Consider the following 24251-nt stretch of genomic DNA (forward strand, 5'->3'; position numbering starts at 1 on the left):
GAAATTTAGTCGCTATTACTTTACCATATCAAACAAAATAGTTCAATCTTTATTCAGACCGTTGTTTAATCGGATCCTGAGGATTGACAATACTTGGCCGGAAGCGGACCGACGGCACTGTCGCCCTGATTAAAATTTGCCAGATGGCCGGTGGATCAAATGGAAGAAACGGCCATAAATACGGCTTATTAAACGCTTTAATCATCGCCAGCAACAGAATAAACAGCGTGCCGCCGATAATAAAGCCCGGCGCTTTAAAGATCGCCACAACGATAATGAGCATAATCCTTGTCGCCCGCAGCGCAACGCCAAGCTCATAGCTCGGTGTTGCGAAAATCCCGATCGCGCCAAGGGACACATACAGAATAACTTCCGAGGTGAAATAGCCGACCTCGATTGCAATTTCCCCAATCAATAAAGCGGCGACGAGACCGAGAGCGGTGGCCAAAGGGGACGGTGTGTGAATCGCCGCCATACGCAGCAGTTCGATTCCTAGCTCAGCAATCAGAATTTGGACGACGATCGGCACGTTATTCGTCTCCTCCGGCCCGATGAAATCAAGTCCCGCCGGCAACAAACTCGGCTGAATCACGAGCAATAGCCAAAACGGCAAAATAAAAAGGGAAAAAAAGATTCCTAAAAAACGCGTCCAGCGGAGAAATGTTCCAATAAACGCTGCCTGCCGGTATTCCTCAGCGTGCTGAACATGATGAAAAAGCGTCGTTGGTGTAATAATCACACTCGGCGAGGCATCGACAATGATTAAAATATGCCCTTCCAGCAAATGTGTTGCCGCGACATCTGGACGCTCAGTGTAGCGGACAAGAGGAAAGGGGTTCATCCCCTGTTTGACAATATATTCCTCGACAATTTTGTCGGCCATCGTCAAGCCATCTAAATTAATTGCCTCAAGCTCCTTCCTGACTATCTCCACTAAATCAGGATCAGCAATTCCATCGATATACGACAAACAGATGTCGGTTTTTGAGCGAACCCCGACCTGCATAATTTCATTGCGCAGCCGCTCATCACGAATGCGCCTCCTCGTCAAAGCGGTATTAAGAATAATGTTCTCCGTGTAGCCGTCACGCGCCCCGCGCACGACCCGCTCTGTGTCAGGCTCTTCCGGGCTGCGTCCCGGGTAGCTTCTGACATCAACAACAAATGCCTCATCTTCGCCTTCTACAAGAATAAAGATTAAGCCTGAGAGCATCCGCGTGATCGCTTCATCAAGCGATGACGTATACTCGACCTGGACATGCGTCAAATGATTTTGAATCGCCTGTTTCACTTTCACTGACGGGGTTTTCCGCCCGCGGGCGTCAAGCAGCATCAGCTCTCTCATGATTTCAATAATATACTCAATATCACATAAGCCTGTTACGAAATAAATTTGAATTTCTTTATCAAGAACAGGAAGCTTCCGTACCCCGACATCAAACGATTTATCAAAGCCGAGCCGCTTTTTCAGAATCTCCTCGTTCACCTTAATATCCCGTGATATCGCTGTCTCTTGTTTGTCAAACTTCTGACTCATGATATCCGCTCCGTTCCAATATAATTTCGATTGCCAGCTTCGTGATCGGCGCGCCCTTTTCAACAGTATCGAGACCGGCCATTTTTCCGATATCACCGACGCCGACGACTACCGGAAGGGATAGCTCGTCCAGTACATAAACGGTGTCTCCATTAATCCGGCCAAGCTCCAAGTCGGCCAGACCGTCTTTATCAATCCCATATTCAGTAAGGTTGCCATAGCGGTCAATACCGACATCAATATGCGCCCATTCACTGGCATGGGTCGAGGAAGCGACAGCAACAGCGCCAATTACCTCAATCGCCGGATGGTTGGCCAAATAATGCATCGCCGTTTCCCCCATCCCGGATTCACGGTAGCCGCCATCATCAAACATCACAAGCACTGGATCATTAGGAGTTTGTAAAATGAGAGAAGCAAGCTCCTCGCCTGTTAAGTGCGAAGGGTTTCCTGACGAATGACTGATACAGCGCCCGCCAATCTCCCGGCTTGCCTGTTCGACTGCTTTTCTGGCAGCTTCATCTCCATCCGTCACAAAAATAACTTTAGGCTTTCTCTCCATTTTTCGTCACCCCTTTGGCTTAAAAAAGATTGCAATTAAAAAACTGAATAAAATCGTTGAGGAAATACCGACAGACGTCACTTCAAACACGCCCATCCCGACTCCCCAAAAACCGTAGCGATCCCCTTCTGCCATCGCTCCATGCACGAGTGAATGGCCAAAGCTGGTAATCGGCACTGTCGCTCCCGCTCCGGCAAAATCAATCAGACGGTCATAAAGCTGAAAGCCATCCAACAACGCCCCCGCCACAACAAGCGTGCTGAGAGTATGCGTGGGAGACAGCTTGCCGACATCCATTAACAATTGCCCCAAAAAGCATATCAACCCGCCCACAACGAAAGCGATCACATACTCAAGCATGTCGGTTACTCCTTTCGTTCAAATGAAATGGCATGAGCGATGCAAGGAATTGTTTCCTTCTGCTGGATCATCAGCGGGCTCAGCAGGGCCCCTGTCGCCACAACAAGCAGTCGCCGGAACTTTCCTCTTTTCATTTCCTGCAGGAGATGGCCGTATGTCACAACAGCCGGGCAACCAGCCCCGCTTCCTCCCGCGAAAACGGGCTGCTCCTGTTGGTAGATCATAATCCCACAATCCTGGTAGTTATTTACGAGGCGGATCCCTTTTTCTTGTAGTAGTTTACGCAAAATTCCACTTCCTACCCGTGATAAATCCCCGGTTACGATCAAATCATAATCATCGACTGTCCGCTTCGTTTCCTCAAGATGCGTTAAAATCGTATCCGCCGCGGCCGGCGCCATCGCCGATCCCATATCAAACGGATTCGCCAGCCCGAAATCAATCACCTTGCCGACGGTCGCCTCCGTAATTTGAATCGCTGACGGCTTCGTGCCAATTACAATCGCTCCCGCTCCGGTCACCGTATAGGTGGATGTTTCAGGACGCTGGCTGCCAAATTCAGTCGGATAGCGAAATTGCCGCTCTGCCGTCGCATTATGACTGCTTGCTGCGGACAGCACCAGTTTAGCCGCTCCCGTATCAATAAGCAGACTGCCAAGTGCCAGCCCTTCCATCGCCGTCGCACAGGCGGCAAAAAGGCCAAAATATGGCCGCTCCAGCTCGCGCGCGTGGTAATTGGACGTCACAATCTGGTTCAGCAAATCGCCGGCTAAAAAAAAGTCGATCTCTCCCGCCTTTTTCTCAGCTTTTTTTAAAGCCGCCTCCACCGCGTCCTTCATCAGTTTCCGTTCAGCGAGCTCCCAATTTTCTTCCCCGGCGTACAAATGATCATAGGCTTTATCAAAACTGCCACCTAATGGACCTTTCGCTTCCTCAGGGCCGACCGCGGTTCCCGTTCCCTGCACATATACCGGATTGTTAAAATGCCATGTTTGCCTTCCTCTTCGTTCCACCTGCTCCACACTCCTACGATTGAATCAGCATTTTTACGAGCAGCCTCGTCAATCCGACGATATAGGCTGATAATACGCCGAAAGCGATCACGGCTCCGGTTAGCTTGAACATATTGGCGCCAATGCCGAACACAAGCCCTTCACTTTTATGCTCCAATGCCGCACTCGTCATCGCATTGGAAAAGCCTGTGACAGGCACTAATGAACCGGCGCCGGCGAATTGACCAAGCTTGTCATACAAGCCTAGTCCGGTCGCCAGCGCAGCCAGTAGAATAAGCGTCGCCAAAGTCGGCCCCATCGCTTCCTTTTCTGTAAACGGAAGATACGTCAAATACAAGTTGTTCAGCCACTGTCCGAGCGTACAAATAAAGCCTCCGATCAAAAATGCTTTAGCGCCATTACGCCATACCGCCCGCTTCGGCTGATACAATTGAATGTTTTTTTGGTATTGTTCTTTCTCCGTCGTCGTTGCCATCCTTCATCCTCCTACTTAATAAAAAAAAGCCAGTGAAACAGCGAGCCGCATACCTTACCTAGGGCGATCGCCATTAAAAAGCGGACAATATGACCGTCGAGGCCGATTCTCTTCGCTAAAATCGGCAAAACATTAAGCACTTCCGTCAGCGCTGCGGCAAGCATCCCGACAAAGGTGCCCGCCGCCAGCCCGATTGGAATGAGCCAAAGCGGAGAGGCGTGCAAGGAAAACGGATAAAAGCTGGCCCACGTTCCAGCCTGCACTCCAATAATCAACGCCCATTCGTAGAAGCGGATAAACGAGCCGGTTTTTGTTAATTGCGTCATGCGCGGCGCTACCCCGAGCACGGTCAGGAAGGCGACAAATCCAGCGCCGACTGCCAACCCGCCCCCAAGGCCGATCAGCATGATCAACACCGATTCAATGGCCATTATCTTTCCCTTGCTTGTTTTCGTGATGAAGCAAATAGGCATCGAGCGATTGCTGGTACTGAAACATTTCAACCTCTAGTGGACTAGGCTCTTCATTTAACCGCTTGCGGAAAAAGTGATTGAAAAACAGCACCATGCCAAGCCCTAAGCCGATCGAATAAGGAATTTGTAAAAGCAAGGGCTTTGCCGCTTCATTGCCGGTTACAAGCTGAAAGATCCGGAGGTGGACAGCCCGCATGCTTACATCCTCATGAAAGTTCATAATCGCCAACCCGGCGCCGATAAATAATAAAAACCAAACGACCACCACATAGACGGGTGCTAGCGCCGACTTTGCCTGTTTTATCTCGACAATCGTCTGTGGCGCGCCGACGGTTTGGATCGAAAGGTGAGGAAATACCTCATGGATTTTTTTTGTGACATCAATGATGTCAATAATCAGATGAGTCTGATCTTCAGGTGAAATCGAATAAAGAGGAAGCCCGGCCAGTGCAGCCTGCCTCGTTTCAGCCGCATTCATATGAGCAATATCACGAAGAACAAGCACCTGATTGCAAGTAGCAGAAATCCGCGGTTTTAGCCGCAAATACAGCTCCTCTCGCTCCACTCGAATCACCTCCATTTTGCTTTTAGTATGACAGAAAACCCTCAACTTCATTCTCCTCCACAAGCAAAAACTGCCTCTCCTTCTTCAAAACATGGACAAAAGGTTGTTTTTTTACCTTTTGTCCAGAGCAATGAGCGGAACCGCCACGATTTTTTTAAAAGCCCGTTGTGAGTGGATTTCTCACAACGGGCTTGTGGCGTGTGAAGTCATTGCCAGTAGGTCCAAAGCTAGTTTTGTCTCAAGCTCTTTTGCATTTTCATCGCCTGCATGGATTTTTCCGAGCCCCTTCAGGTTCGTCCAACGCAGTCGATGCTTTTGTTTAAGATCGCAAAGACTCGTTCAATCGTTGCTTTCCATCTTACATAGATCTCTCTATATTAGGCTCAAGCAACCTTTTCCAATTAGAAAAAATCCCGGAAGCGAGGTCGACTAAACAAAAAAGTCATTTTCTTTTATCTGAAAATTCGCTACACTGACAGTAAACCTATTTTTTGTAAAGGAGTGTTTCTTGATGGCCTTAGTTCCGTTTTCTTATGCGAGAAAAGCAATCTTGCAAGTCGTCACATCGATTGACGAAGACAAGCTTGACTTTGTTCCTGCGGGGTTCGCCAATTCTATCCGCTGGAATGTCGGTCACCTGCTCGTAATCGCCGATCGCAACCTGCGGCATGCTGCCAATTATCAGCCGGTTGTTCCTGACCATTACACCAGCTTCTTTGACATGGGCACCGCTCCAGCGCAATGGACAGACGAGCCTCCGTCAACGGCGGACTTGATCAAATATGCCGAAGCCCAGCTTGAAGCTGTGGAGCGGATTTCTGCCAACGGCTGTGATCTGCCGCTCGCAAAAACTTTCAACTTACGCGGGACAACATTCACGACGCTTTCCGACCTGCTCGGTTTCTTAAGCTATCATGAAGGTCTTCATTTAGGCGCCTGTAAACTGATTAAGAAAAACGCGGGTGCGTAAGTGGCTCTCGTTCCCTGTTTGAAGTAGGACATAACGAAAGCGCTTACCTGAACAGAATCCCGGCCGTCATATAGCGAAGAAAAAAAAGACTGATTCTCGCAACCACAAAAAGCTGTTGTGGTTTTTGAGAATCAGTCTTTTAGCTGTCATATTCCCCGATTTCCTGCTTCATGTACTCAAGGATCTTCTTTTCAAGCCGAGATACTTGCACCTGGGAGATTCCAAGTCGTTCCGCAACCTCGGACTGGGTCTGATCCTTATAGTAACGGAGATAGACAATTAAGCGCTCCCGCTCATCGAGCTCGCGGATCGCTTCCTTCAACGCGATCTTATCAAACCATTTCGTCTCCGATTGATCGGCTATTTGATCAAGAAGGGTAATCGGATCACCGTCATTCTCATATACCGTTTCGTGTATCGAGGACAGGGAGCGGCTCGCCTCACCAGCAAAGACGACTTCTTCCGGCGAGATGTGAAGCTGCTCGGCGATTTCTGTCACCGTCGGGGTCCGCCCAAGTGTTTTCGTCATTTCATCTTTCATTTTGCGAATTTTGTTGCCGAGCTCTTTCACTGAACGACTAACCTTAACCGTCCCGTCATCGCGGAGAAAGCGTTGGATCTCCCCAATGATCATTGGAACGGCATAGGTCGAAAACTTCACTTCATAGGAAAGATCGAATTTATCGACTGATTTAATTAAGCCGATGCAGCCGATTTGAAATAAGTCATCCGCTTCATAACCCCTGTTCATAAAGCGCTGAACGACCGACCAGACAAGACGGGTGTTGCGGTTAACAATTAAATCGCGCGCTTCCTGATCACCGGCCTGGCTCTTTTCAATCAGCTTTCTGACTTGTGCATCCGTAAACGGAGCTTCCTTTTTCTTCTGCTGTTTCACCTCGACATCCATAGGCAAAACTCCTTAATTACATATAGCTTTGCTATTTGTAAGTGTTTTTTTCAAATAGACCGTAGTTCCAATCATCGGTTCCGAGACGACTTCAATTTCATCCATAAAATTCTCCATGATGGTAAATCCCATGCCGGAGCGCTCAAGTTCAGGCTTCGTCGTATAAAGAGGCTGCCGGGCCTCATCGATATCCTGTATGCCGACCCCTTCATCGCGAATCGTCAGCTCAATCACATCATCCTCAATCGTTACGTGAATGTAGACCATTCCGTCAGGCTGATTTTGATAGCCGTGAATAATCGCATTCGTGACAGCTTCCGACACAACGGTTTTAATTTCCGTCATTTCGTCCATCGTCGGGTCGAGCTGAGCAATAAAGGCACCAACTGTTACGCGGGCAAAGGATTCATTTTGACTTTGTGAAGAGAATTGCAAATCCATTTTGTTTTTCATTGGTTACGCCACCCCCAATGTCAAAAGTGCATACTGTTCACTTTCTTCAAGCCGAATGATTTTAAACAAACCAGACATCTCAAACAAACGCTTAACAGCTGGAGAAATCGCGCAAACGACCATTTCGCCGCCGACCGCTCTTACTTGCTTGTATCGCCCTAAAATCACGCCAAGTCCCGAGCTATCCATAAAGGTCAGCTGCTCCAAATTCAGCACGATATGCTTAATCTGTTGTTTCGCCAGGTTGTCTTCGACCTGGTTGCGCAGCTTTTCTGCTGTATGATGGTCGAGCTCTCCAACCAAACGTACCAATAGTACGCTGCCTTTCTGCTGTAGATCAATTTGCAAGCTCATTCGATCACTCCCTCTCATAAATAAGGTTGAATCCTTTTTACAACGCTTGAGAGAGTTTCGGTATTGCACCTGCTCGTTCCTGCCCGATGACAAAACTAGTCCTCATTCGTAAAAAGCTGTCAAAACCAGTGCTATGCTGCTCCAAATTTCGAGAATACTCGTTTAAATAATGTCCACCATGTCGCTTCGAGAATATCATCACCTGCTACGACCGGCGATGTGCTCACCACTTCCACGTTCTTTTCAAGGATAAGCTCGCCGATCTCATCTCCTTTTGAAATCGGGGCGCGTAAATCAGTATTCATTTCAAGGCGCTCGACCACATCATCGATCGTATCTCCTTTTTTCGTAAGCAAGGAAACGGACTCAGACGTTACGACAGGGACCATATCTTTATCGCCGCGGCTGACTTCTACCTCCGCAAGGGTATGCTCCCGCTCATACAGCTTATGAGTTTGAAATTGATTAAAAGCATAGTCAAGCATAGACGTTACCTGGGCATTGCGATCCTTTGGCGTCGGTGCCCCCATAATGACGGAAATAACACGCATGTCATTTTTCTCTGCGGTAGCGGTTAAGCAGTACATTGCTTCCCGGGTAAAACCTGTTTTCAATCCGTCGACCCCTGGATAGAAGCGAACAAGTTTGTTCGTATTCACCAGCCAAAATTTGTCATCTGTATCTGCCCGTAAATAATCTTCATAAATGCTTGTGAATTTTGTAATATCTTCATACTTCAACAGTTCTTTCGAGATCATCGCCAAATCATAAGAGGTCGTATAATGATCCTCGGCAGGCAGCCCGTTTGAATTCATGAAATGAGTGTTCTCCAGCCCAAGCTCCCGCGCTTTTTCATTCATCATATTGACAAATTCTTCTTCTGACCCGCCAATGTGCTCAGCCATCGCGACAGAAGCGTCATTTCCCGAAGCAACGGCAATCGCTTTCAGCATATCGGAAACTGTCATTTCCTCTCCCGGCTCTAAAAAGACTTGTGAACCTCCCATGGAAGCCGCATATTCACTCGTCCGCACTGTATCATCATAAGAAAGAGAGCCTTCATCAATCGCTTCCATAATGAGAAGCATCGTCATGATTTTTGTCATACTTGCCGGCGGTAATTTTTCATGGCTGTTCTTTTCAAAAAGGACTTTGCCTGTATCACGCTCAATCACGATCGCAGACGTAGCATTCTCCGCGAGCTGTACCTGTTTTTCAGCCGCGTAGGCAGCTGGTGCCATCATTCCTGCTAACAAGCAAATACTTACCAAACTGGATAGAATTTTTTTCATCCCCATCCGACCTCCATCTCAAATTATCATATTTCGATCCCAGGTAATGCTGCCTCCAGGAGCAGAGACATCCCAAGTTTGCTACCTCCCATTTTTTCCAATTACGTTTCTTTTATACATAAAAAAACAGCTTCTCTATCATTTAGCTTTTGGCTAATAGAGAAGCTGTTTTAAGATATATAAGAACCCGGCGAACAAGTTAAAGCGAGACGGTAGCCGCCTTGCTCAAATTACATTCTGCCATAGTACGCATTTTCAATAATGGTCTGAATGTCCTGATCGCGGGTCAAGCGCGGATTAATCAATACATTTCCACTTCGCATGGAATCCTTTACGAGCTGATCAAGACGATCTAACGTCACGCCAAGATCTTTAATATTATCCGGAATGCCTAACGACTGATTCAGTTCAATTACGGCCTCCAACGCCAGCTGTCCGGCATCGATTTCCGATAAGCCCGTGACATCCTTTCCTAAAGCAATCGCGATATCCTTCATTTCAGCCGGACAGGCCGGTAAATTGAATTTCATCACGAATGGTAAAAGCGTCGCATTGGCAATGCCATGAGGAATGTTAAACACGCCACCGAAGGAATGAGAGATAGCGTGCACATTTCCTAAGCGTGACTGCGAGAAGGCATAGCCTGCGATCATCGAGGCAACAAGCATCTTCTCGCGGCTCTCCATATCCGTCCCGACAAAGTAAGCCTTTTGAATATACTGTCCAATCAATTTAACCGCATGAATCGCCAACGCCTGGCTGATTGGATTGGCGGTTTTCGACGTATAGGACTCAATCGCATGCGTCAGCGCATCCATCCCTGTTGCCGCGGTGATACTTTGCGGACAATGCTTTGTCAGCTCAGCATCAAGGATCGCGATTTTCGGGAACAGATACGGACTGATAATCGCCGTTTTAAACAAGGTTTCCTTATTCGTCACAATTGTCGATGCCGTCACCTCGCTGCCCGTTCCCGCCGTTGTCGGTACAGCGATCAATGGCAATGTCGGCTTCGGCAGCACACCGACTCCCTCATAATCAAGGATGTCCCCTTCATTCGTCGCCATCGCCGCGATCGCTTTCGCCGTATCGATGCTGCTTCCTCCGCCAATCGCCAGCACGACATCACAATCCTGCTCATTCAAAAAGGCGACCCCTTTTTGAACGACTTCCGCACTCGGATTTGGCTCGACTTCATCAAAAATCTCATAAGCGAGCTGACTGTCTTTCAGCGACTTTTCAATATTCTCCAGCAGACCGGCTGCCCTCACCCCGTGATCTGTAACAAGCAGGACTTTTTTCGAGACAAGCGGCTTCAGAAATTCCCCCGTCTTTCTCGCATATCCAATCCCACATTCAACTTTCGTTGGCATATATAGCTGATACGATGCTAAGCTCATTATTCTTCGCTCCTATTCCTAAACTGACTCTCCCCGGCGATATAAGGCTGCTAAAAAGGAAGTTTTTCAGCAGCCTTGCTATTATTTAATATAAGTCGTTAACGTGCCAAGGTTTTCAATTTCAACCTGAAGTTCATCACCCGGCTTTAGCCAGTCGCGTTGACCTTCCGGATCCCCCATAATCACTCCTTCAGGCGTTCCCGTTAAAATAATATCTCCAGGAACAAGTGTCATATGTTCAGAGATATAGCTGATGATCTCTGAACAGCTGAAGATTAAATCTGATGTATTTGAATTTTGCCGAAGCTCGCCGTTCCGTTTGAGCGTAATCGATAAATGATCCGGATTGTCAATATGCTCATCGCTGACAAGGTATGGTCCGATCGGACAGAAATCATCCGTTGTCTTTCCTAGCAGCCATTGTGAGCTGACAAACTGCAAGTCGCGTACAGAAAGATCATTCCCGTTCGTGTAGCCATAGACATACGAAAGCGCATCCTCTTTCGCGACATTTTTCGCTTCCTTCCCGATCACGATGACAAGCTCAGCTTCATAATCAAACTCTTTTCCTTTTGTCGGCAGCTTGACGTCAGCATTATGGGCAGTCAACGTGTTTGCAAATTTGCTGAAAATAATCGGTTCTTTCGGATAAGGCATATTGCACTCATCAGCGTGACGCTTGTAGTTAAGACCGACACAAATAATCTTTTGCGGCGCAGGCACCGACGGACCGAAAGTCAGACCATCCTCTTCTAAAAATAAGGCATCAGTTCCTTGATTTGTTTCGACCAAATCCTGAAGCGCGCGCTTGCCTGCTTCCCCTTGAGCAATTAATTCAGCAACCGTAGTCGGCGCCTGCCCATTTGCAGCTGCTTCAACATCAAAAATTCCTTTATCTGTTTTTACCCCTAATGCTAGCTTCTCATCCTTATAAAACGTTACTGTAATCATATTCTTCCTCCTATGGTGTTTGTAGCTCTTTCACAATATGCTTAGGTTGTTCCCCGGTTAAAGCCCGGACGAGGTCCTGAGCGGCAAGCATCGCCATATCATAGCGGGTCTTGGCCGTTGCCGACCCAATATGCGGCAAGAGAACAGCATTTTTCAATTGCAGCAATGGATTATCTTCATTAATCGGCTCTTCGGCAAAAACGTCTAAGCCCGCCGCTCTGATTTCGCCTGTTTGCAAGGCTTTAATTAACGCCCGCTCATCGACCGTGCCGCCTCTGGAGGCGTTAATGAAAATCGCCGAGCTTTTCATTAACTTAAATTGCTCTTCTCCGATTAAATGCTCGGTTTCTTTTGTCAAAGGGGTCATTAAGACGACATAGTCCGACTCCTGGAGCAATGTGTCCAGATCGAGATAGTCAATGCCCAGTGATTGTTCAACATCAGGCTTAGGGGTACGGCTATAGTATTTCACGTTCATGTCAAAGCCCCGTTTTGCCCGTTTTGCAATCGCCGCACCAATCCGTCCCATGCCGATAATGCCAAGGGTGGTATGATGAACATCAACGCCGAAAATCGCCCGCTCCGGTACTTTGCCCCATTTCCCTTCACGTACGAACGTGTCCAGCTCCGGCACTCTCCGCGCCGTTGATAAAATCAGGGCAAAGACGAGATCGGCAACTGTGTCATCAAGCACAAAGGGAGTATGTGTTCCAATAATGTTCCGTGCTTTCATTTCAGCAATATTGAAATTGTTATACCCTACCGACATATTGCTAATCACTTTCAAATTAGCAGCATGATCAAGCAATTCCGGATCAATTTCCCGTCCTGCTGTCGTTAATAATCCATCTGCTTTCTCAAGCTTGGCCAACAGCTCCTGCCTGCCTTGTTTATGGGCATCCTCCCACTTCTCCACCTCACAATGCTCCCGAATAAAGTTTTCAATATCAGCGGCAATCGGCTTGTCTACAAATACACGCGGTTTCATAGATTTACACCCTCATTTCTCTATCATTTTGTTTCGCTGCCACTCGCACTCTTTTCTATGTAAGTATGTAAGTCTCTCCACTAAAGATAGAAAAGAACCGCAGCGTGATAGGTTTTTATTATGCGCTTACAGTTTTTACTATTCAGATTTTTCTGGATTAACAAGAGCTTTACTGTGCTTCATTCTTTTACTTGAATTAAAGAAGGGGATGTCTAAAAAAAGCCTGTTAACACGAGGCGGCGGGTTCTGTTCTGCCTAAAAGTAAGCAGGAAAGGACCCCACTTTCCTGCTCATTTACGACTCTATTTTCGTGGAGAAAGCAGCAGGGATCTGCTGCCTCAATTGAACGACTGCAAAACTTAACCTTTTACGAATACTGTTTTAATAGAAGTAAAGAATTCAATCGCGGCCTGTCCTTGCTCACGTGAATGTGAACTTGACTGCTTCATTCCCCCGAATGGAGCCTGAAGTTCCACACCGGCGCTTTCCGCGTTGATCCGGACAAGACCAGCATCCATGTCTTCAATGAAAGAAAGCATGTTGCTGATATTTGTCGTAAAGATCGAAGCACTTAAACCAAACTTGACATCATTTGCCACTTGTAACGCTTCTTCGATCGTTTCAACCTTCATAAGCGCTAAAACTGGTCCGAAGATTTCCTCCTGGGCAATCGCCATTTCACTTGTCACACCATCAAATACAGCCGGTTGTACATAGAAGCCGTTTTCCAATCCTGCTTCTTGAACCTTTTCTCCGCCGTAAAGAAGCTTTGCGCCTTCTTCTTTTCCTTTTTCCACATAAGAGAGAACGGTGTTTAGCTGGCTTTCGCTTGAGCAAGGTCCCATCCATGTGTCACCTTCAAGCCCATCACCAATTTTCAGTTCTTTCACTTTTGCGACAAGCTTTTCTCTAAATTCTTCATAAACGCCGCTTTGAACAATTACGCGGCTTGTAGCTGTACATTTTTGACCTGTTGAACGGAGACCGCCGCTAATTGTCGCCTCAACTGCAAGATCAAGATCGGCATCATTTGTTACGATAACCGGGTTCTTCCCGCCCATTTCAAGCTGATATTTTGCTCCGCGTGCCAATGCACCTTGGCCAACTTGTTTACCAACCTGGTCTGAGCCTGTGAATGTAATACCGTTAATATCAGGGTGATCGATAATACCTTGACCAATAACAGAGCCTGAACCGGACACCATGTTGACAACACCAGAAGGAAGTCCCGCTTCAGCAAAGCACTCGATGACTTTTGCCGCGGTCACGACCGTTTCACCCGCCGGCTTCAGGACAACCGTATTACCGTAAATAAGCGCAGGTGCCATTTTCCAAATTGGAATCGCCACCGGGAAGTTCCAAGGTGTGATCACACCTACAACGCCAAGAGGCGCGCGCGTTGTGAACATAAGAGCTTCGCTGTCTGTAGACGGAATCACATCGCCGACCTTTCTTAGCCCTTCACCAGCATAGTAACGAAGGATCGCTACGCCGCGAGCTGTTTCTCCCTTTGCTTCAGGCAGTGTTTTCCCCATTTCTCTAGTCATTGTTTCAGCGATATCGTCAAGATTCTTTTCAAGAATATTCGCTACCTTGTATAAGAATTCTCCACGTGCCGCCCCCGAAAGCTTTCTCCAAGAAGCTTGAGCTGCCTTTGCTGCTGCAACCGCTTTATCCAAGTCTTCTTTTGTAGACTTCTGAACATAGCCGACTACCTCATTCTTGTTAGCCGGGCTAATGCTCTTTGTAACCTCCTCACTTGAACTGGCAATCCATTCTCCGTTAATATAGTTCAAATAAGTTTTTGCTTCCGTTGTTACTGCCATGATATTAAACACCCTTCCTCGATAAAATATAAGTCTACAAGTCTATTATACAATAAATGATAGATGAAGTGAGTGAATGAACTCAAAATTTTCAGATCAGTTAATAAAATCCCGCTTCTCTTCTGATGCTTCGTCTTATGATGTCGCCTGTGCTTTTCTTACCTGACTTTTAACCGGGTTGTTCAACGTACCGATATCAGAGATTTCAATTTCAATCCGGTCTCCGTCGCCAAGCGTGAATTCGTTTGGCGGCACGATGCATGTACCCGTAAGAAGCACGGTCCCGTCGAAAATTTCGTTGTCTCTCGTTAAATAGGAAACGAGCTCGTCAAATTTACGCTTCAGCTGGCCAGTCGTTGCAGACCCTTCAAATTCTTTCTCTTCGTTGCGGAAAATACGGCAAGTAATCGTAAATTGATACGGGTCTTCCACCGTTTCAGCGAGGCGGATAGCCGGACCGATCGAGCACGAGTTTTTCCAAACTTTCGCCTGTGGCAAATAGAGAGGATTCTCCCCTTCAATGTCACGGCTGCTCATGTCATTTCCGACAGTGTAGCCTAACACTCTTCCATTTTTATCAAGCACAAGGCCGAGCTCAGGCTCTGGAATCTGCCAATTGGAATCAGAACGGATGTAAAGATCCTGATCCGGACCCTGTGTACGCGCAGCAGTCGACTTAAAGAAAATTTCCGGACGCTCTGCATCATACACTTTATCGTAAAACGTCGTCGCATCAAGCTTTCCGCCAGTTGCCTCGTAATTTCTCGCTTCCTTGCTCTTTAAGTACGTTACGCCGGAAGCCCATACTTCCGGAGCTTCAATCGGCACGAGCAAAGTAAGGTCTTCAAGCTTAGCTGCCAACGGCGTGCTGTCCTTGATCACATCCTGAATGATTTGCAGAGGCGTTGTTCCTTTGTCATCAGCCTGCTGAACAAGCGCTAAAAAGTCTTGCTGCGGCAATGAATAAATCGCGCCTTCATCGGTTACTGCGGCTAAAGTAGCCTGATTATTTTCTGTATAACGAATAACTCTCATGATTGTTTTCCTCCTAATGGGAACCTAATTTTTTTGTTGTTTGAAAGCCGTAGCCAAGCTTGCGGGAGAGCTCCATCGCAGTTGCTTTCAATATATCAATATTCTTCTCCAGTTCATCCTCTGTCAGCTGAGTCGCCGTGCTGGACGAACTGATCGCCGCAACGACCTGACCGGTATAATCTCTGACAGGGATCGCCACACAAAACACGCCGGGTTCATTTTCCTGATCGTCAATCGCGTAGCCCTTTTCTTGAATCAGCTTCACTTCCTGCAGAAAATCCTCTTTATTCGTAATCGTGTTCTCTGTTTGCCTTGTATATTCATAGTTTTCGAGAATCTGCTCAAGTTCTGCATCGGACTTAAAAGCGACGAGCGCCTTCCCTACCCCGCTGCTGTGAATCGGAACCCTCCGTCCGATTTTTGAATAAAGCACGGAAGCTGTCGAGCTTTCCACCTTGTCAATATAGACACCTTCCTTGCCATCCAAGATGACGAGGTGAATCGTCCGTCCCGTTTCACGCGAAAGTTCGATTAAATGTTCCTTCGCAATTGCCCGCAGATCAAGACTTTGAATGACGAAATTCCCGCGTTCAAACAATTTCATTCCAAGCCGATAGCGGCCGTTTTCCGGGTTTTGTTCAATATAATGATGCTTCTGTAACGTCTTTAATAGAGAATGAACCGTGCTTTTGTGAAGCACCATCCGCTCACTAATCTCTGTTATTTTCAGCTCTGTTTCATACTCGTCGAAAAGGTCGAGAATCCGCAGCGCTCTATCGACAGACTGAATAATTGGCATAATCGTTCATCCCTTACTGTTATACTTATCGTTTCTCCCTCATGATAGCATGGTTATGATGAAAAGATAAGCATATCGCTAGAAAGACTGCTATTTTTGAAGCTTAGTTCGCGGCAACCTTCTGCACCGGCACAGCGAGTCCTTCTGCACCTTTTTCAGACGTTTTCAGGTCAGGAGCATAGCGCTTCAGTAAATCGAGCCCGATCTTCGCCCGACGGACGCGCTCTTTACAAAGGGCAATGGATGTGCTTTCAAGATGCGTGCCTGACGGATAAATATTCGGCGAATTACGAAGTCCGAATTTAATATAAACCGGCGCGGCAACCCGAATAATTTCCGGAATTTCATAATGACGGATGTAGCCGCCGACATCATCCGGTGCTTCGACGTAAATATCAATCGGAATGTCGATCGCCTGACGGATTTCTGACAGCTTCGCCAAGGTTAAATCCGTTGGCACATTGTACGTGTCAGCTCCAGCATCCTGAATCAATTTAATGGAAACCGGATTTGATTGCGCCATTTGCACTGAAATTTTTACGATTAAGTCATCCGGAAGCTCCCCGGCTTTGCGACATTCATTCACTAAAGCCAACAGTCCCTCATCGGAAACGAGAATACTACGAATACCGAAGTCGCACGCACGCTTAATATCTTCAATTGCATAAACGAGCTGATCAACCCCTTGGGAACGCAATCCAGCAATTTTCCCGGCACTCGCATGTTGCATCGGCGTGATGTCAAATGTTCCACGCGGGCCGACAAACAAGCTGACTTCCAAGTTTTCGCGTCTGCCGATTTCAGCCATCTTCTCAAGCTCTTCATCCGTTAACAGCATGATTCCACTTCCTTGAGAAATCCGGTGAATGTGAACATCATAATCCTTGCATGAGTCAACAAGCGCCTCGAATGAAGCCGGGCCTTCTACACTTGGCAGTTCAACGCGATATTGCGCCCCATCTGGAAACGTTTTTGTTGACGTTGGCAGGTGCGCGCTTCCTCCTGTGGACGGAAAGCCTAATTTCTCAATAAATTGTCTTGTTTTTTCCATTCTTTATTCCTCCTTTAAGGTAATTAATCAACATCAATTTTATAGTCAAGGACGGCTTCTTCTGCGACTGCTAACGGCACGACACCGTTCGCTGCGTCCGTATGACCAACCATACGGTTGCTTGCGGCGACTAAACGCTGGCGCTTGTTAATCGATGCAAGCCTTTCTTCTGCCAGCTCTGTTCGTTCCTGGCGGATATGGTCAAATCTGAACTCCAGTTTACCTCCACGGAAAGCCGCTTCATCAATAAACTCGATTTTCCGCTCGCGAAGACTTAAATAGAGAAGGTCGCCTGTTTGCAAGTAAAGGATACCGCCACCTTCTTTAGCCTCCGGCGTCATATGACCAATTGCCGCTCCGTAGGAAACCCCGGAATAACGGCCATCACTGATTAATGTAACAAGCCGTTTCAGCTTGCGATTGGCATTAATGTGCTGCATCGGCGTGAACATCTCCGGCATCCCGAAGGCGGCCGGCCCTTGACCGGATACGATAATCGCGATTTTCAGCACAGCTTCCTCCACCATTTTGTCAAACAATGTTTCATAGTCATCGTTTTTCCAAGCTTCGTAATGTTCAGGACCGTTTTGCTTTAGAAGCGCAAGCAGATTATCATAGGCAAAGCGTTTTTCTGCTTTGATTTTCGCCAAAAGCTCTGTATCGAGCAGGTTACGGTTCGCTTCATCTTCATTTTCATAATAGAGGACGAACGCCGCCTTTTTATCAAATTGATCCAATTGTAGCGTTGTCATCCCGCTAATCTTGACCACAGCGCTTTCAAAGAAGTTGCCTGTCAGTACATCCACTCCACTAAACGGACGGCGCGGCTTTGATAAAATAACCGGATTATCCTTTACATTGTCAGCTGCCAAATGATCGGTATTCGCTAACCGCTCACGCCATGTTGTCCCAGTGACGGTTGGCGCGTCGACATCCATCGGCACCCCATTTTGCAGCAGTTCATAGAACAGGCTTTCCATTCCGCGGCTTTCACTGTCACAGCATTGCATCGCCAGGGCGAAAATATCTCTACCTTCTGTCAGGCTGTAATTAAACAAGTCCGGAACGGGATGGGCGTGGTGAATCTCATCTAAATCCCACAGGTTGAACTTATAGCCGCCAAACAGCATCCCTGCTACGACGTGCATCATTAAATTCGTTGAGCCGCCTGAAGAGCTGTGAATCCGGATTGCATTGCGGATATTGCGCGCCATCAAATTGGCGGCACCAAACACCGGATTGTTAATCATCACGGCCAGGCTGTCGAGCGCCTCGTTGACCTGCTCCTGATTCGGGGACTCTGTTAACAGCTCAAGCGCTGGATGAACAAGCCCCATTCCGGCTACAATATGGCGCGAGCTGTTTCCTGTTCCGTTGAAAGCACAGACACCGCCGCTCCCATCACAGGTCGCAACCGCCAGGCGCTTCTCATAATCCTTATGCGCCGCTTTAGAAATCAGGCCTCTTTCGACAGCCCGCTCCAGAACACCTTGGAACGCCGTATTTGAGGAACATTGGAGAATGTAATCCATCGCATCGCGCAAATCATAGGCGATGTCATCCGCTCCTTGCTCTTCTGCTTTTTTAGCGACCTCCTCCAGTTCGGCAAAAAGCTCAGTCGGGATCGTGCCACCTTGCAGGACATGGGCAGGGGCAAATGTGGCAAAGAATGGCGCTTCCCCACGATAGCGGCGAAGACGATCCAAATGGGCCATTGCGCTTACCACACCTAACGGCTGCTTATCACAGCCTTGAATAACAAAAGCACCATGATAACTGTGCGCCTCGATCTGGTTGACAACCATTTGGGCGACCGCATTTCTGCTTTGCAACGAATAGCTCATCCCCTGGTTACTTTGCGCTGTCCCATCACACATAACAGGCGTTGAAAAATAGAAAGGAACGCCGCCGTTCTGCCAGATTCGGATTGCCGCATGAGCGGATGTTTTGAAATCCATAATATGAGCCGGGTGATCCGATGAGCCGCCGATAATCGCGATACGCGGCGCATTTTCTTCAAGGCGGTTATAAATCTCTTCCAGCGTCCAATCCGGTTGTGGTCCTTCATAAGCGGAACCGAGAATTTGTTTTGAACGATCAAGCAGCCCCGCTACTGTAATTGGCTCATTTGCCTTTCCTTGGACATTGTCGCGATATGGATTAATCGAACTTTCGATTTTAGGATATAATGCCATGTAATCCCCTCCTCTTTAAAATAGAACTTTCATAATAAGAGCAAAGCAACGATTGTTCCCGCGCCGCCAAACAGCAAAGCAAAAGCAAGGTTCCAGATCGAAATACGGTACGGGTTTTCTTCAAGCAGGACACCGGTGATTGAGACGGAAACATTAAAAGGTCCGGCCATAACCGTCGCCAGGCTTGATGTAATCAGGACAATGGACATGCTTAAAGGTGAAACCGCTGTCAGTACAGGATAGATCACCTCGCCCAAAAGACTGAGCGTCACTAGAGGATGAAACCCAACCATTGCCAGTGCCAGAAAGATGACCTGAACGGATACAAACAGCAGCACCGGCCAATCCGCTAACGCCATAAAAGGGCGCTGCAGCACATCCATGTAACCGGATTCACGAAGAACACTAATAAAAAAACCGACGGATAGGAACAGCACCATATAATTTTGCAAAGTCACTGTCCGCTTTTTCCATGTTTCGACACTATAGGCGGCATATGACCGTAAGCGCTTAATCGAGCAGGCCCACAAAAGGGAATACGGAATGATCAGAAACGCCACAGCTTCAAGGAAGCTTAGCTCCACCAGCCTTTTGACGAGAATAATCGTGCTGATAAAAATAACGAGATAGATCGCCAGAGCGATAATTTTCATCACAACTCTGTGGTCGATTGAACGAATCTGGCCGTTCTGATCCGGATAGGCTTCAAGTGAATAACGCTTATATCTCCATCCGATTCCCCAGTCTGCCAGCAGCAGCAAAAACGATAGCAATAAAAGCCAAGGTAAAACCGTTACATAATTAACTCCCGTCATATCAATACTTAAAGCAACCAAAACCTCCATCGGACTCCAGACGAGACAAAGTGCATAGCCCCGCAACATCGCCCGGCTGATAAAAACGGATCTGAGCTTTTTCGCTTTTTCCTTCAGGTTCTTTTCAAGCACATGATGAACAAGTGGCAGAGTGCCGATATTTAGAAAACTTCCGAGTAAAAAGCTGACAAATGAACCACGGTAATACAGCTGGCCTAAATGATTTGTTTTAGCCTTGAGCAGACGGTTAACACTTTGATCATAGCGTCCGACAATGATAATGCTGTTAATAAAAGGAAGCACTAAAATAATCGTTACGATAATGACCGTAGAAGTCATCAAAAACGGAATATGATGAATCGGATGTTCAATAAAAGGATAAAGGCCCGCTCCGATGATTAGAAATAGAAACCCTGAAATTTTATAAAGTCCTTTTGCCGCTTTAAAGGAAAAAACCAGAGAAAGGATCGCCAGCATACCTACAATGTACTCAAGCGCTTCGCTTTGAACAAAAACATTCAGCATGTATAAAGCAACTAAACTACTGTATAAAACAAGCATTCTATCTACCTTCATTTCGAGTCGCGGCATACAAGGTTTCCAATTGTTCGATCCCTATGAAATATCCGGCAACATCTCTCATTCTTATCTTCTTTTCCAAAAACGAAATGTGCTATTCCAGGCTCAAACGAACGATGTTTTATATTATCAAACGACGTTCCGGAAGAATCGAATCATTCACCTCTCATTTGTTTTATAATGCAAAACAACGTTTTCATTTCGTCTGGTCAAGAAACCGGTCGCGACCGGTTTCTTGTAAACGAATTCATTTCTTATAACATAATATATTTAGGTGAAAGTGTCAACAGAATTTTGACAATTCCGTCCTATTTCTTATTTCATCATTTCGACTAAAAACAGCGATATTGGCGGAATGAATATGACAATAAACAACGTAATCAGCATCGCCAGGAAAAACGGGACAATCGATTTCGACAATGTTTCAATTGATAATCCAGATATCCCTGACCCAACAAACAAGTTAACTCCGAGTGGCGGTGTAATGAAGCCAATCGCCAAGTTAACGACCATAATAATGCCGAAATGAATCGGATCATATCCAATATTAACAGCAATCGGCAGTAAAATTGGTGTCAAAATAATAATCGCCGCCAACGTATCCATAAAGCAGCCGACAATCAAAAGCAAAATCGTAATGAGTAAAATAATGACAATCGGACTTTCCGAGATTGACAGCATCCATGCTGCAATTTCATTTGGAATCTGCTCCATTGTTAGTAACTTTCCAAATGCAGTTGCCGTTCCAACAATAATTAAAATCGTTGCGGTCGTCAGCGCCGCATCGGCTATCACTTTTGGCAGATCGCTGAACCTGATTTCACGGTATAAAAGCATTCCGGCGAGCAAGCCATATACAACTGCCACAACAGCAGCTTCCGTCGGCGTGAAAATCCCTCCGTAAATCCCGCCAAGGATGATTACTGGAATTAACAATGCCCACTTCGCTTCCCAGAACGCTTTCCCGATCAGCTTAATACTTGTCTTTTCTCCCGTACCTGTATAGCCTTTTTTCCGAGAGTGAAAATAAGCGTAAACCATCAAAGCGAGACCGACAAGAAGCCCGGGAATAACCCCGGCAATAAACAGGTCACCGATCGACGTACTGCCGACTACACCATAAATGACCATCGGAATACTTGGAGGAATGATAACCCCTAACGAACCTGCTGCGGCAACTGTCGCCGTTGCAAACCTTTTGTCATATCCTTGCCGAACCATCGCCGGAATCATAATTCCTCCGACTGCCGCAACAGTGGCTGGACCCGAGCCCGAAATCGCTGCAAAAAACATACATGTAATAATCGTTGCGATTGCGAAACCTCCCGTTTTGTTTCCGACAAGCGCGTTCGCTACACGAAACAGCCGATCAGAGATCCCCCCCTTTCCCATAATTTCACCGGCCAGAATAAAGAACGGCACCGCCATCAGAGGAAAAGAATCGATCGAGGTGACAAGTTCTTTCGTCAGAAAGTCAACCGGAAATCCTGAATAAATGATTGTAACAAGCGTTGCCAGACCAATCGAAATCCCGATTGGCACACTTAAAAACAAAAAGATCGCAAACGTTCCAAATAAAACTGCTGAAGTCATCTGTCTCCCCCCTTACTCCTCTTTCAATTTCTCAAATTCTGTTTTCGGATCAAAAGAACCTTTGCCCATTAAAGCCTTACATTGAGCAATTAAATTTTGAATAATCCGGATTGATGTAAGAGCCATTCCAAAAGGAGCCGCTAAATAAACAAGTCCCATCGGAATCTGGTTAGCCGGAGATTTTTGACCAAAGGCGAGCAACTGTTCAGAAATACGGTAGCCGTAGATCACGACAAAAATCGCAAAAGCCAAGAATAACAGATTCGAAATAATATTAAAGACGATTTTCCCTTTGTCTTTGAACAGCAGCAACAGAACGTCCACTTTTATATGACGCTGCTTCTTCACGCCATAGCTGATTCCGATGTACACAGCCCAAATGAAGCAATACCGTGCTAATTCTTCCGACCAGGAAAGAGAGTTTTGCATGACATACCGCATAAATACTTGAACAAAAATCACGATAACCATCACACTTGAGAGTAGAACAAGCAACACTTTTTCTGCATTCTCATCAAGCCAATGTAGCGCCTTCATCTTCCTTCACCTCTTTTTATTGAACAATTTCCCTAGATGTTGAAACGAAGGGCTTGTGCCAAAGGGGCGATTTTCTACCCTTTTGGCACAAGCCCGAAGCAGTGTGCACTGTCGCTCTTAAAAAAAGCGAGTGGAGGATCCCACTCCTTGCCGGGCGAGAACGAAGCCAGTGCTCCTATTACCAGGCGCCTTTTGTGATCGCCGAAGCGGCACACAGAGCCTGCAAAAGCGAATGACAGCGAGCAAGGAAGCGGTTTCTTTCCTGCTCGCTGCGTACTGAAACAGTACAGCCGCTACTTACATTGGACTTTTGGAAGGCCTGTAAGAGAAGTCTTCTGTCCGGTTATAAGACGGCAGTCATTCTATTATGTCATAGAACGTCTTGACCCATTATCCTCCAGTAATCTCGGAAATCGTATTAAGGTACTCATCGACGATCTCTGCGCCAATGGAATCTTTATGCTTCTCAATTACTGGTTGAACTACTTCCTGGAAACGAGCCCGTTCTTCATCTGTAATTTCAGTGAAAGTCATCGATTCCTTCAGTCTTTCTAGGCTTTCATCCGCTACTTCACGGTTGCGCTCACGGTTGAATAATCCAGCCTCTATCGCCGCTTCGTGAATAATGGTTTGCTGATCTGCCGATAATTCATCCCAAATCGACTTACTGAATAAAAACAGGAATGGTGTGTAAACATGATTCGTATCAGAAATATGCTCCTGTACTTCAGCGTACTGGCTTAAATCAATCGTCGGATAAGGATTCTCCTGTCCATCAACTGTTCCTTGCTGCATCGCTGTAAAAAGCTCTGTAAATGCCATTGGTGTCGGGTTAGCCCCCATTTCTCTCCAGGCATCAAGATGAATTTCATTTTCCATTGTCCGGATCTTCAAGCCATTCAAATCTTCCACTGACGCTACCGGACGGACGCTGTTTGTCAGATTACGGAAGCCGTTTTCCCACCATGCGAGCCCTACAAGTCCTTGTGATTCAAGTAATCCGAACATTTTCTCACCGAATGGACCATCAAGCAGTTCATCGGCTACTGCCGGATCAGAAATCGTAAACGGTAAATCAAACACGCCGTACTCTGGTAGGAAGTTAGCAAGCGGTGATGATGACGTTACAACGATTTCCAGCGTTCCAAGCTGAAGCATTTCAATCGCCGAACGGTCATCCGCGATTTGACCTGAGTGATACACCTGCACTTCAAAATCATCTGTTTGCTCTTCAACAAGTTCTTTAAATCTTAATGATGCTTCATAAGCCGGGTGCTGGTCGTTAATTCCGTTACTGACGCGGATAACTCTTTTATCACCGGAACCAGCTGCTGCCTCTTCGCCGCCTTCTGTCTCAGCTGGCGCATCGTCGCCGTTATCTGCCGGTGCCGGCTCGTTTCCGCCGCCACCCCCACAAGCTGCTAAAAATAAGACTAACACCATCAACACACTAACCAATTTTACCTTCATACGAATTAACCCTCCTCATTTTCTATATCTTTTCGTCTTTAAGACTTA

24 protein-coding genes are annotated in these 24251 nt (G+C 46.8%); 1 reads left to right on the forward strand and 23 read right to left on the reverse strand.

From position 1 onward, the window contains the following. Positions 1-49 precede the first annotated feature (49 nt). The 7 genes from ABMB67_RS08555 to ABMB67_RS08585 are packed head-to-tail and all read right to left on the reverse strand — an operon-like array spanning position 50 to position 4985. Positions 50-1537: a spore germination protein gene (locus tag ABMB67_RS08555; protein WP_251223567.1), complete on the reverse strand. Its 1488-nt coding sequence runs from the start codon at positions 1535-1537 to the stop codon at positions 50-52. Then, positions 1521-2099, reverse strand: a complete 579-nt coding sequence (gene spoVAEA / locus ABMB67_RS08560) for a stage V sporulation protein SpoVABEA (protein ID WP_251223568.1) — start codon at positions 2097-2099, stop codon at positions 1521-1523. Before spoVAEA ends, ABMB67_RS08555 begins: the two co-directional genes overlap by 17 nt. Before the next feature lie 6 nt (positions 2100-2105). After that, a complete protein-coding gene (gene spoVAE / locus ABMB67_RS08565) occupies positions 2106-2459 on the reverse strand; it encodes a stage V sporulation protein AE (protein ID WP_251223569.1) in 354 nt (117 codons plus the stop codon). Between the two features lie 5 nt (positions 2460-2464). Then, complete coding sequence (gene spoVAD / locus ABMB67_RS08570; protein ID WP_354571799.1) at positions 2465-3472, reverse strand: stage V sporulation protein AD; 1008 nt, start codon at positions 3470-3472, stop codon at positions 2465-2467. A 13-nt stretch (positions 3473-3485) separates the two neighbouring features. Further along, complete coding sequence (gene spoVAC, locus ABMB67_RS08575; RefSeq protein ID WP_251223571.1) at positions 3486-3947, reverse strand: stage V sporulation protein AC; 462 nt, start codon at positions 3945-3947, stop codon at positions 3486-3488. An 11-nt stretch (positions 3948-3958) separates the two neighbouring features. Beyond that, positions 3959-4378 carry a stage V sporulation protein AB gene (locus tag ABMB67_RS08580; RefSeq protein ID WP_354571800.1) on the reverse strand — a complete coding sequence of 140 codons (420 nt, stop codon included), beginning with the start codon at positions 4376-4378 and terminating at the stop codon, positions 3959-3961. Then, positions 4368-4985 carry a stage V sporulation protein AA gene (locus ABMB67_RS08585; protein ID WP_251223573.1) on the reverse strand — a complete coding sequence of 206 codons (618 nt, stop codon included), beginning with the start codon at positions 4983-4985 and terminating at the stop codon, positions 4368-4370. Before ABMB67_RS08585 ends, ABMB67_RS08580 begins: the two co-directional genes overlap by 11 nt. A gap of 511 nt (positions 4986-5496) precedes the next feature. Here ABMB67_RS08585 and ABMB67_RS08590 point away from each other — a divergent pair. After that, positions 5497-5955 carry a DinB family protein gene (locus ABMB67_RS08590; RefSeq protein WP_251223574.1) on the forward strand — a complete coding sequence of 153 codons (459 nt, stop codon included), beginning with the start codon at positions 5497-5499 and terminating at the stop codon, positions 5953-5955. Positions 5956-6094: 139 nt separating this feature from the next. Here the strand turns inward: ABMB67_RS08590 and sigF are convergent, their stop codons facing one another. From sigF to ABMB67_RS08670, 16 genes are all read right to left on the reverse strand, one after another. Further along, positions 6095-6865 carry an RNA polymerase sporulation sigma factor SigF gene (sigF, locus tag ABMB67_RS08595; RefSeq protein ID WP_251223575.1) on the reverse strand — a complete coding sequence of 257 codons (771 nt, stop codon included), beginning with the start codon at positions 6863-6865 and terminating at the stop codon, positions 6095-6097. 12 nt (positions 6866-6877) lie between these two features. After that, a complete protein-coding gene (spoIIAB, locus tag ABMB67_RS08600) occupies positions 6878-7318 on the reverse strand; it encodes an anti-sigma F factor (RefSeq protein WP_354571801.1) in 441 nt (146 codons plus the stop codon). Between the two features lie 3 nt (positions 7319-7321). Next, positions 7322-7672 (reverse strand): anti-sigma F factor antagonist, encoded by a 351-nt coding sequence (gene spoIIAA / locus ABMB67_RS08605; RefSeq protein ID WP_354571802.1) that lies wholly within the window; start codon positions 7670-7672, stop codon positions 7322-7324. Positions 7673-7803: 131 nt separating this feature from the next. Then, the gene (locus ABMB67_RS08610; protein WP_354571803.1) at positions 7804-8964 is read right to left on the reverse strand and encodes a D-alanyl-D-alanine carboxypeptidase family protein; all 1161 of its coding nucleotides are present in this window, start codon (positions 8962-8964) and stop codon (positions 7804-7806) included. A 230-nt stretch (positions 8965-9194) separates the two neighbouring features. Beyond that, positions 9195-10364 (reverse strand): iron-containing alcohol dehydrogenase, encoded by a 1170-nt coding sequence (locus ABMB67_RS08615; RefSeq protein ID WP_251223579.1) that lies wholly within the window; start codon positions 10362-10364, stop codon positions 9195-9197. An 81-nt stretch (positions 10365-10445) separates the two neighbouring features. Next, a complete protein-coding gene (locus ABMB67_RS08620) occupies positions 10446-11315 on the reverse strand; it encodes a fumarylacetoacetate hydrolase family protein (protein ID WP_251223580.1) in 870 nt (289 codons plus the stop codon). Between the two features lie 10 nt (positions 11316-11325). Further along, entirely contained in the window at positions 11326-12303 is a 978-nt protein-coding gene (locus ABMB67_RS08625; protein ID WP_354571804.1) for a 2-hydroxyacid dehydrogenase, read from the reverse strand. 359 nt (positions 12304-12662) lie between these two features. Beyond that, the gene (gene gucD / locus ABMB67_RS08630) at positions 12663-14129 is read right to left on the reverse strand and encodes an alpha-ketoglutaric semialdehyde dehydrogenase GucD (RefSeq protein ID WP_251223582.1); all 1467 of its coding nucleotides are present in this window, start codon (positions 14127-14129) and stop codon (positions 12663-12665) included. Between the two features lie 135 nt (positions 14130-14264). Continuing rightward, on the reverse strand, positions 14265-15164 hold the full coding sequence (locus tag ABMB67_RS08635; protein ID WP_251223583.1) for a fumarylacetoacetate hydrolase family protein: 900 nt from the start codon (positions 15162-15164) through the stop codon (positions 14265-14267). A 13-nt stretch (positions 15165-15177) separates the two neighbouring features. Continuing rightward, positions 15178-15963 (reverse strand): IclR family transcriptional regulator, encoded by a 786-nt coding sequence (locus tag ABMB67_RS08640; RefSeq protein WP_251223584.1) that lies wholly within the window; start codon positions 15961-15963, stop codon positions 15178-15180. A gap of 103 nt (positions 15964-16066) precedes the next feature. Continuing rightward, positions 16067-17014, reverse strand: a complete 948-nt coding sequence (locus ABMB67_RS08645; protein ID WP_354571805.1) for a U32 family peptidase — start codon at positions 17012-17014, stop codon at positions 16067-16069. 23 nt (positions 17015-17037) lie between these two features. Next, on the reverse strand, positions 17038-19209 hold the full coding sequence (locus ABMB67_RS08650) for a dihydroxy-acid dehydratase domain-containing protein (protein ID WP_354571806.1): 2172 nt from the start codon (positions 19207-19209) through the stop codon (positions 17038-17040). Between the two features lie 29 nt (positions 19210-19238). After that, entirely contained in the window at positions 19239-20585 is a 1347-nt protein-coding gene (locus ABMB67_RS08655; protein WP_354571807.1) for a hypothetical protein, read from the reverse strand. A 333-nt stretch (positions 20586-20918) separates the two neighbouring features. Further along, complete coding sequence (locus tag ABMB67_RS08660) at positions 20919-22196, reverse strand: TRAP transporter large permease (protein ID WP_251223588.1); 1278 nt, start codon at positions 22194-22196, stop codon at positions 20919-20921. A 12-nt stretch (positions 22197-22208) separates the two neighbouring features. Then, positions 22209-22733: a TRAP transporter small permease gene (locus ABMB67_RS08665; RefSeq protein WP_251223589.1), complete on the reverse strand. Its 525-nt coding sequence runs from the start codon at positions 22731-22733 to the stop codon at positions 22209-22211. 390 nt (positions 22734-23123) lie between these two features. Further along, positions 23124-24203, reverse strand: coding sequence for a TRAP transporter substrate-binding protein (locus ABMB67_RS08670; protein ID WP_354571808.1), 1080 nt, complete (start codon positions 24201-24203; stop codon positions 23124-23126). Positions 24204-24251 lie beyond the last annotated feature (48 nt).

It is taken from the genome of Halalkalibacter oceani (genome assembly GCF_040544555.1).
Classification (GTDB): Bacteria; Bacillota; Bacilli; order Bacillales; family Bacillaceae_D; genus Halalkalibacter; species Halalkalibacter oceani.

What these genes read in the sequence shown, in the direction of transcription:
- ABMB67_RS08655 (WP_354571807.1), bottom strand. Translation starts at nt 20,585, where the DNA reads ATGCTTGTTTTATACAGTAGTTTAGTTGCTTTATACATGCTGAATGTT.
- ABMB67_RS08650 (WP_354571806.1), bottom strand. Translation starts at nt 19,209, where the DNA reads ATGGCATTATATCCTAAAATCGAAAGTTCGATTAATCCATATCGCGAC.
- ABMB67_RS08640 (WP_251223584.1), bottom strand. Translation starts at nt 15,963, where the DNA reads ATGCCAATTATTCAGTCTGTCGATAGAGCGCTGCGGATTCTCGACCTT.
- ABMB67_RS08665 (WP_251223589.1), bottom strand. Translation starts at nt 22,733, where the DNA reads ATGAAGGCGCTACATTGGCTTGATGAGAATGCAGAAAAAGTGTTGCTT.
- sigF (WP_251223575.1), bottom strand. Translation starts at nt 6,865, where the DNA reads ATGGATGTCGAGGTGAAACAGCAGAAGAAAAAGGAAGCTCCGTTTACG.
- ABMB67_RS08620 (WP_251223580.1), bottom strand. Translation starts at nt 11,315, where the DNA reads ATGATTACAGTAACGTTTTATAAGGATGAGAAGCTAGCATTAGGGGTA.
- ABMB67_RS08645 (WP_354571805.1), bottom strand. Translation starts at nt 17,014, where the DNA reads ATGGAAAAAACAAGACAATTTATTGAGAAATTAGGCTTTCCGTCCACA.
- spoVAE (WP_251223569.1), bottom strand. Translation starts at nt 2,459, where the DNA reads ATGCTTGAGTATGTGATCGCTTTCGTTGTGGGCGGGTTGATATGCTTT.
- ABMB67_RS08590 (WP_251223574.1), top strand. Translation starts at nt 5,497, where the DNA reads ATGGCCTTAGTTCCGTTTTCTTATGCGAGAAAAGCAATCTTGCAAGTC.
- spoIIAA (WP_354571802.1), bottom strand. Translation starts at nt 7,672, where the DNA reads ATGAGCTTGCAAATTGATCTACAGCAGAAAGGCAGCGTACTATTGGTA.
- spoIIAB (WP_354571801.1), bottom strand. Translation starts at nt 7,318, where the DNA reads ATGAAAAACAAAATGGATTTGCAATTCTCTTCACAAAGTCAAAATGAA.
- ABMB67_RS08660 (WP_251223588.1), bottom strand. Translation starts at nt 22,196, where the DNA reads ATGACTTCAGCAGTTTTATTTGGAACGTTTGCGATCTTTTTGTTTTTA.
- ABMB67_RS08610 (WP_354571803.1), bottom strand. Translation starts at nt 8,964, where the DNA reads ATGAAAAAAATTCTATCCAGTTTGGTAAGTATTTGCTTGTTAGCAGGA.
- ABMB67_RS08615 (WP_251223579.1), bottom strand. Translation starts at nt 10,364, where the DNA reads ATGAGCTTAGCATCGTATCAGCTATATATGCCAACGAAAGTTGAATGT.
- ABMB67_RS08580 (WP_354571800.1), bottom strand. Translation starts at nt 4,378, where the DNA reads ATGGCCATTGAATCGGTGTTGATCATGCTGATCGGCCTTGGGGGCGGG.
- ABMB67_RS08670 (WP_354571808.1), bottom strand. Translation starts at nt 24,203, where the DNA reads ATGAAGGTAAAATTGGTTAGTGTGTTGATGGTGTTAGTCTTATTTTTA.
- ABMB67_RS08625 (WP_354571804.1), bottom strand. Translation starts at nt 12,303, where the DNA reads ATGAAACCGCGTGTATTTGTAGACAAGCCGATTGCCGCTGATATTGAA.
- ABMB67_RS08555 (WP_251223567.1), bottom strand. Translation starts at nt 1,537, where the DNA reads ATGAGTCAGAAGTTTGACAAACAAGAGACAGCGATATCACGGGATATT.
- spoVAEA (WP_251223568.1), bottom strand. Translation starts at nt 2,099, where the DNA reads ATGGAGAGAAAGCCTAAAGTTATTTTTGTGACGGATGGAGATGAAGCT.
- ABMB67_RS08635 (WP_251223583.1), bottom strand. Translation starts at nt 15,164, where the DNA reads ATGAGAGTTATTCGTTATACAGAAAATAATCAGGCTACTTTAGCCGCA.
- spoVAC (WP_251223571.1), bottom strand. Translation starts at nt 3,947, where the DNA reads ATGGCAACGACGACGGAGAAAGAACAATACCAAAAAAACATTCAATTG.
- gucD (WP_251223582.1), bottom strand. Translation starts at nt 14,129, where the DNA reads ATGGCAGTAACAACGGAAGCAAAAACTTATTTGAACTATATTAACGGA.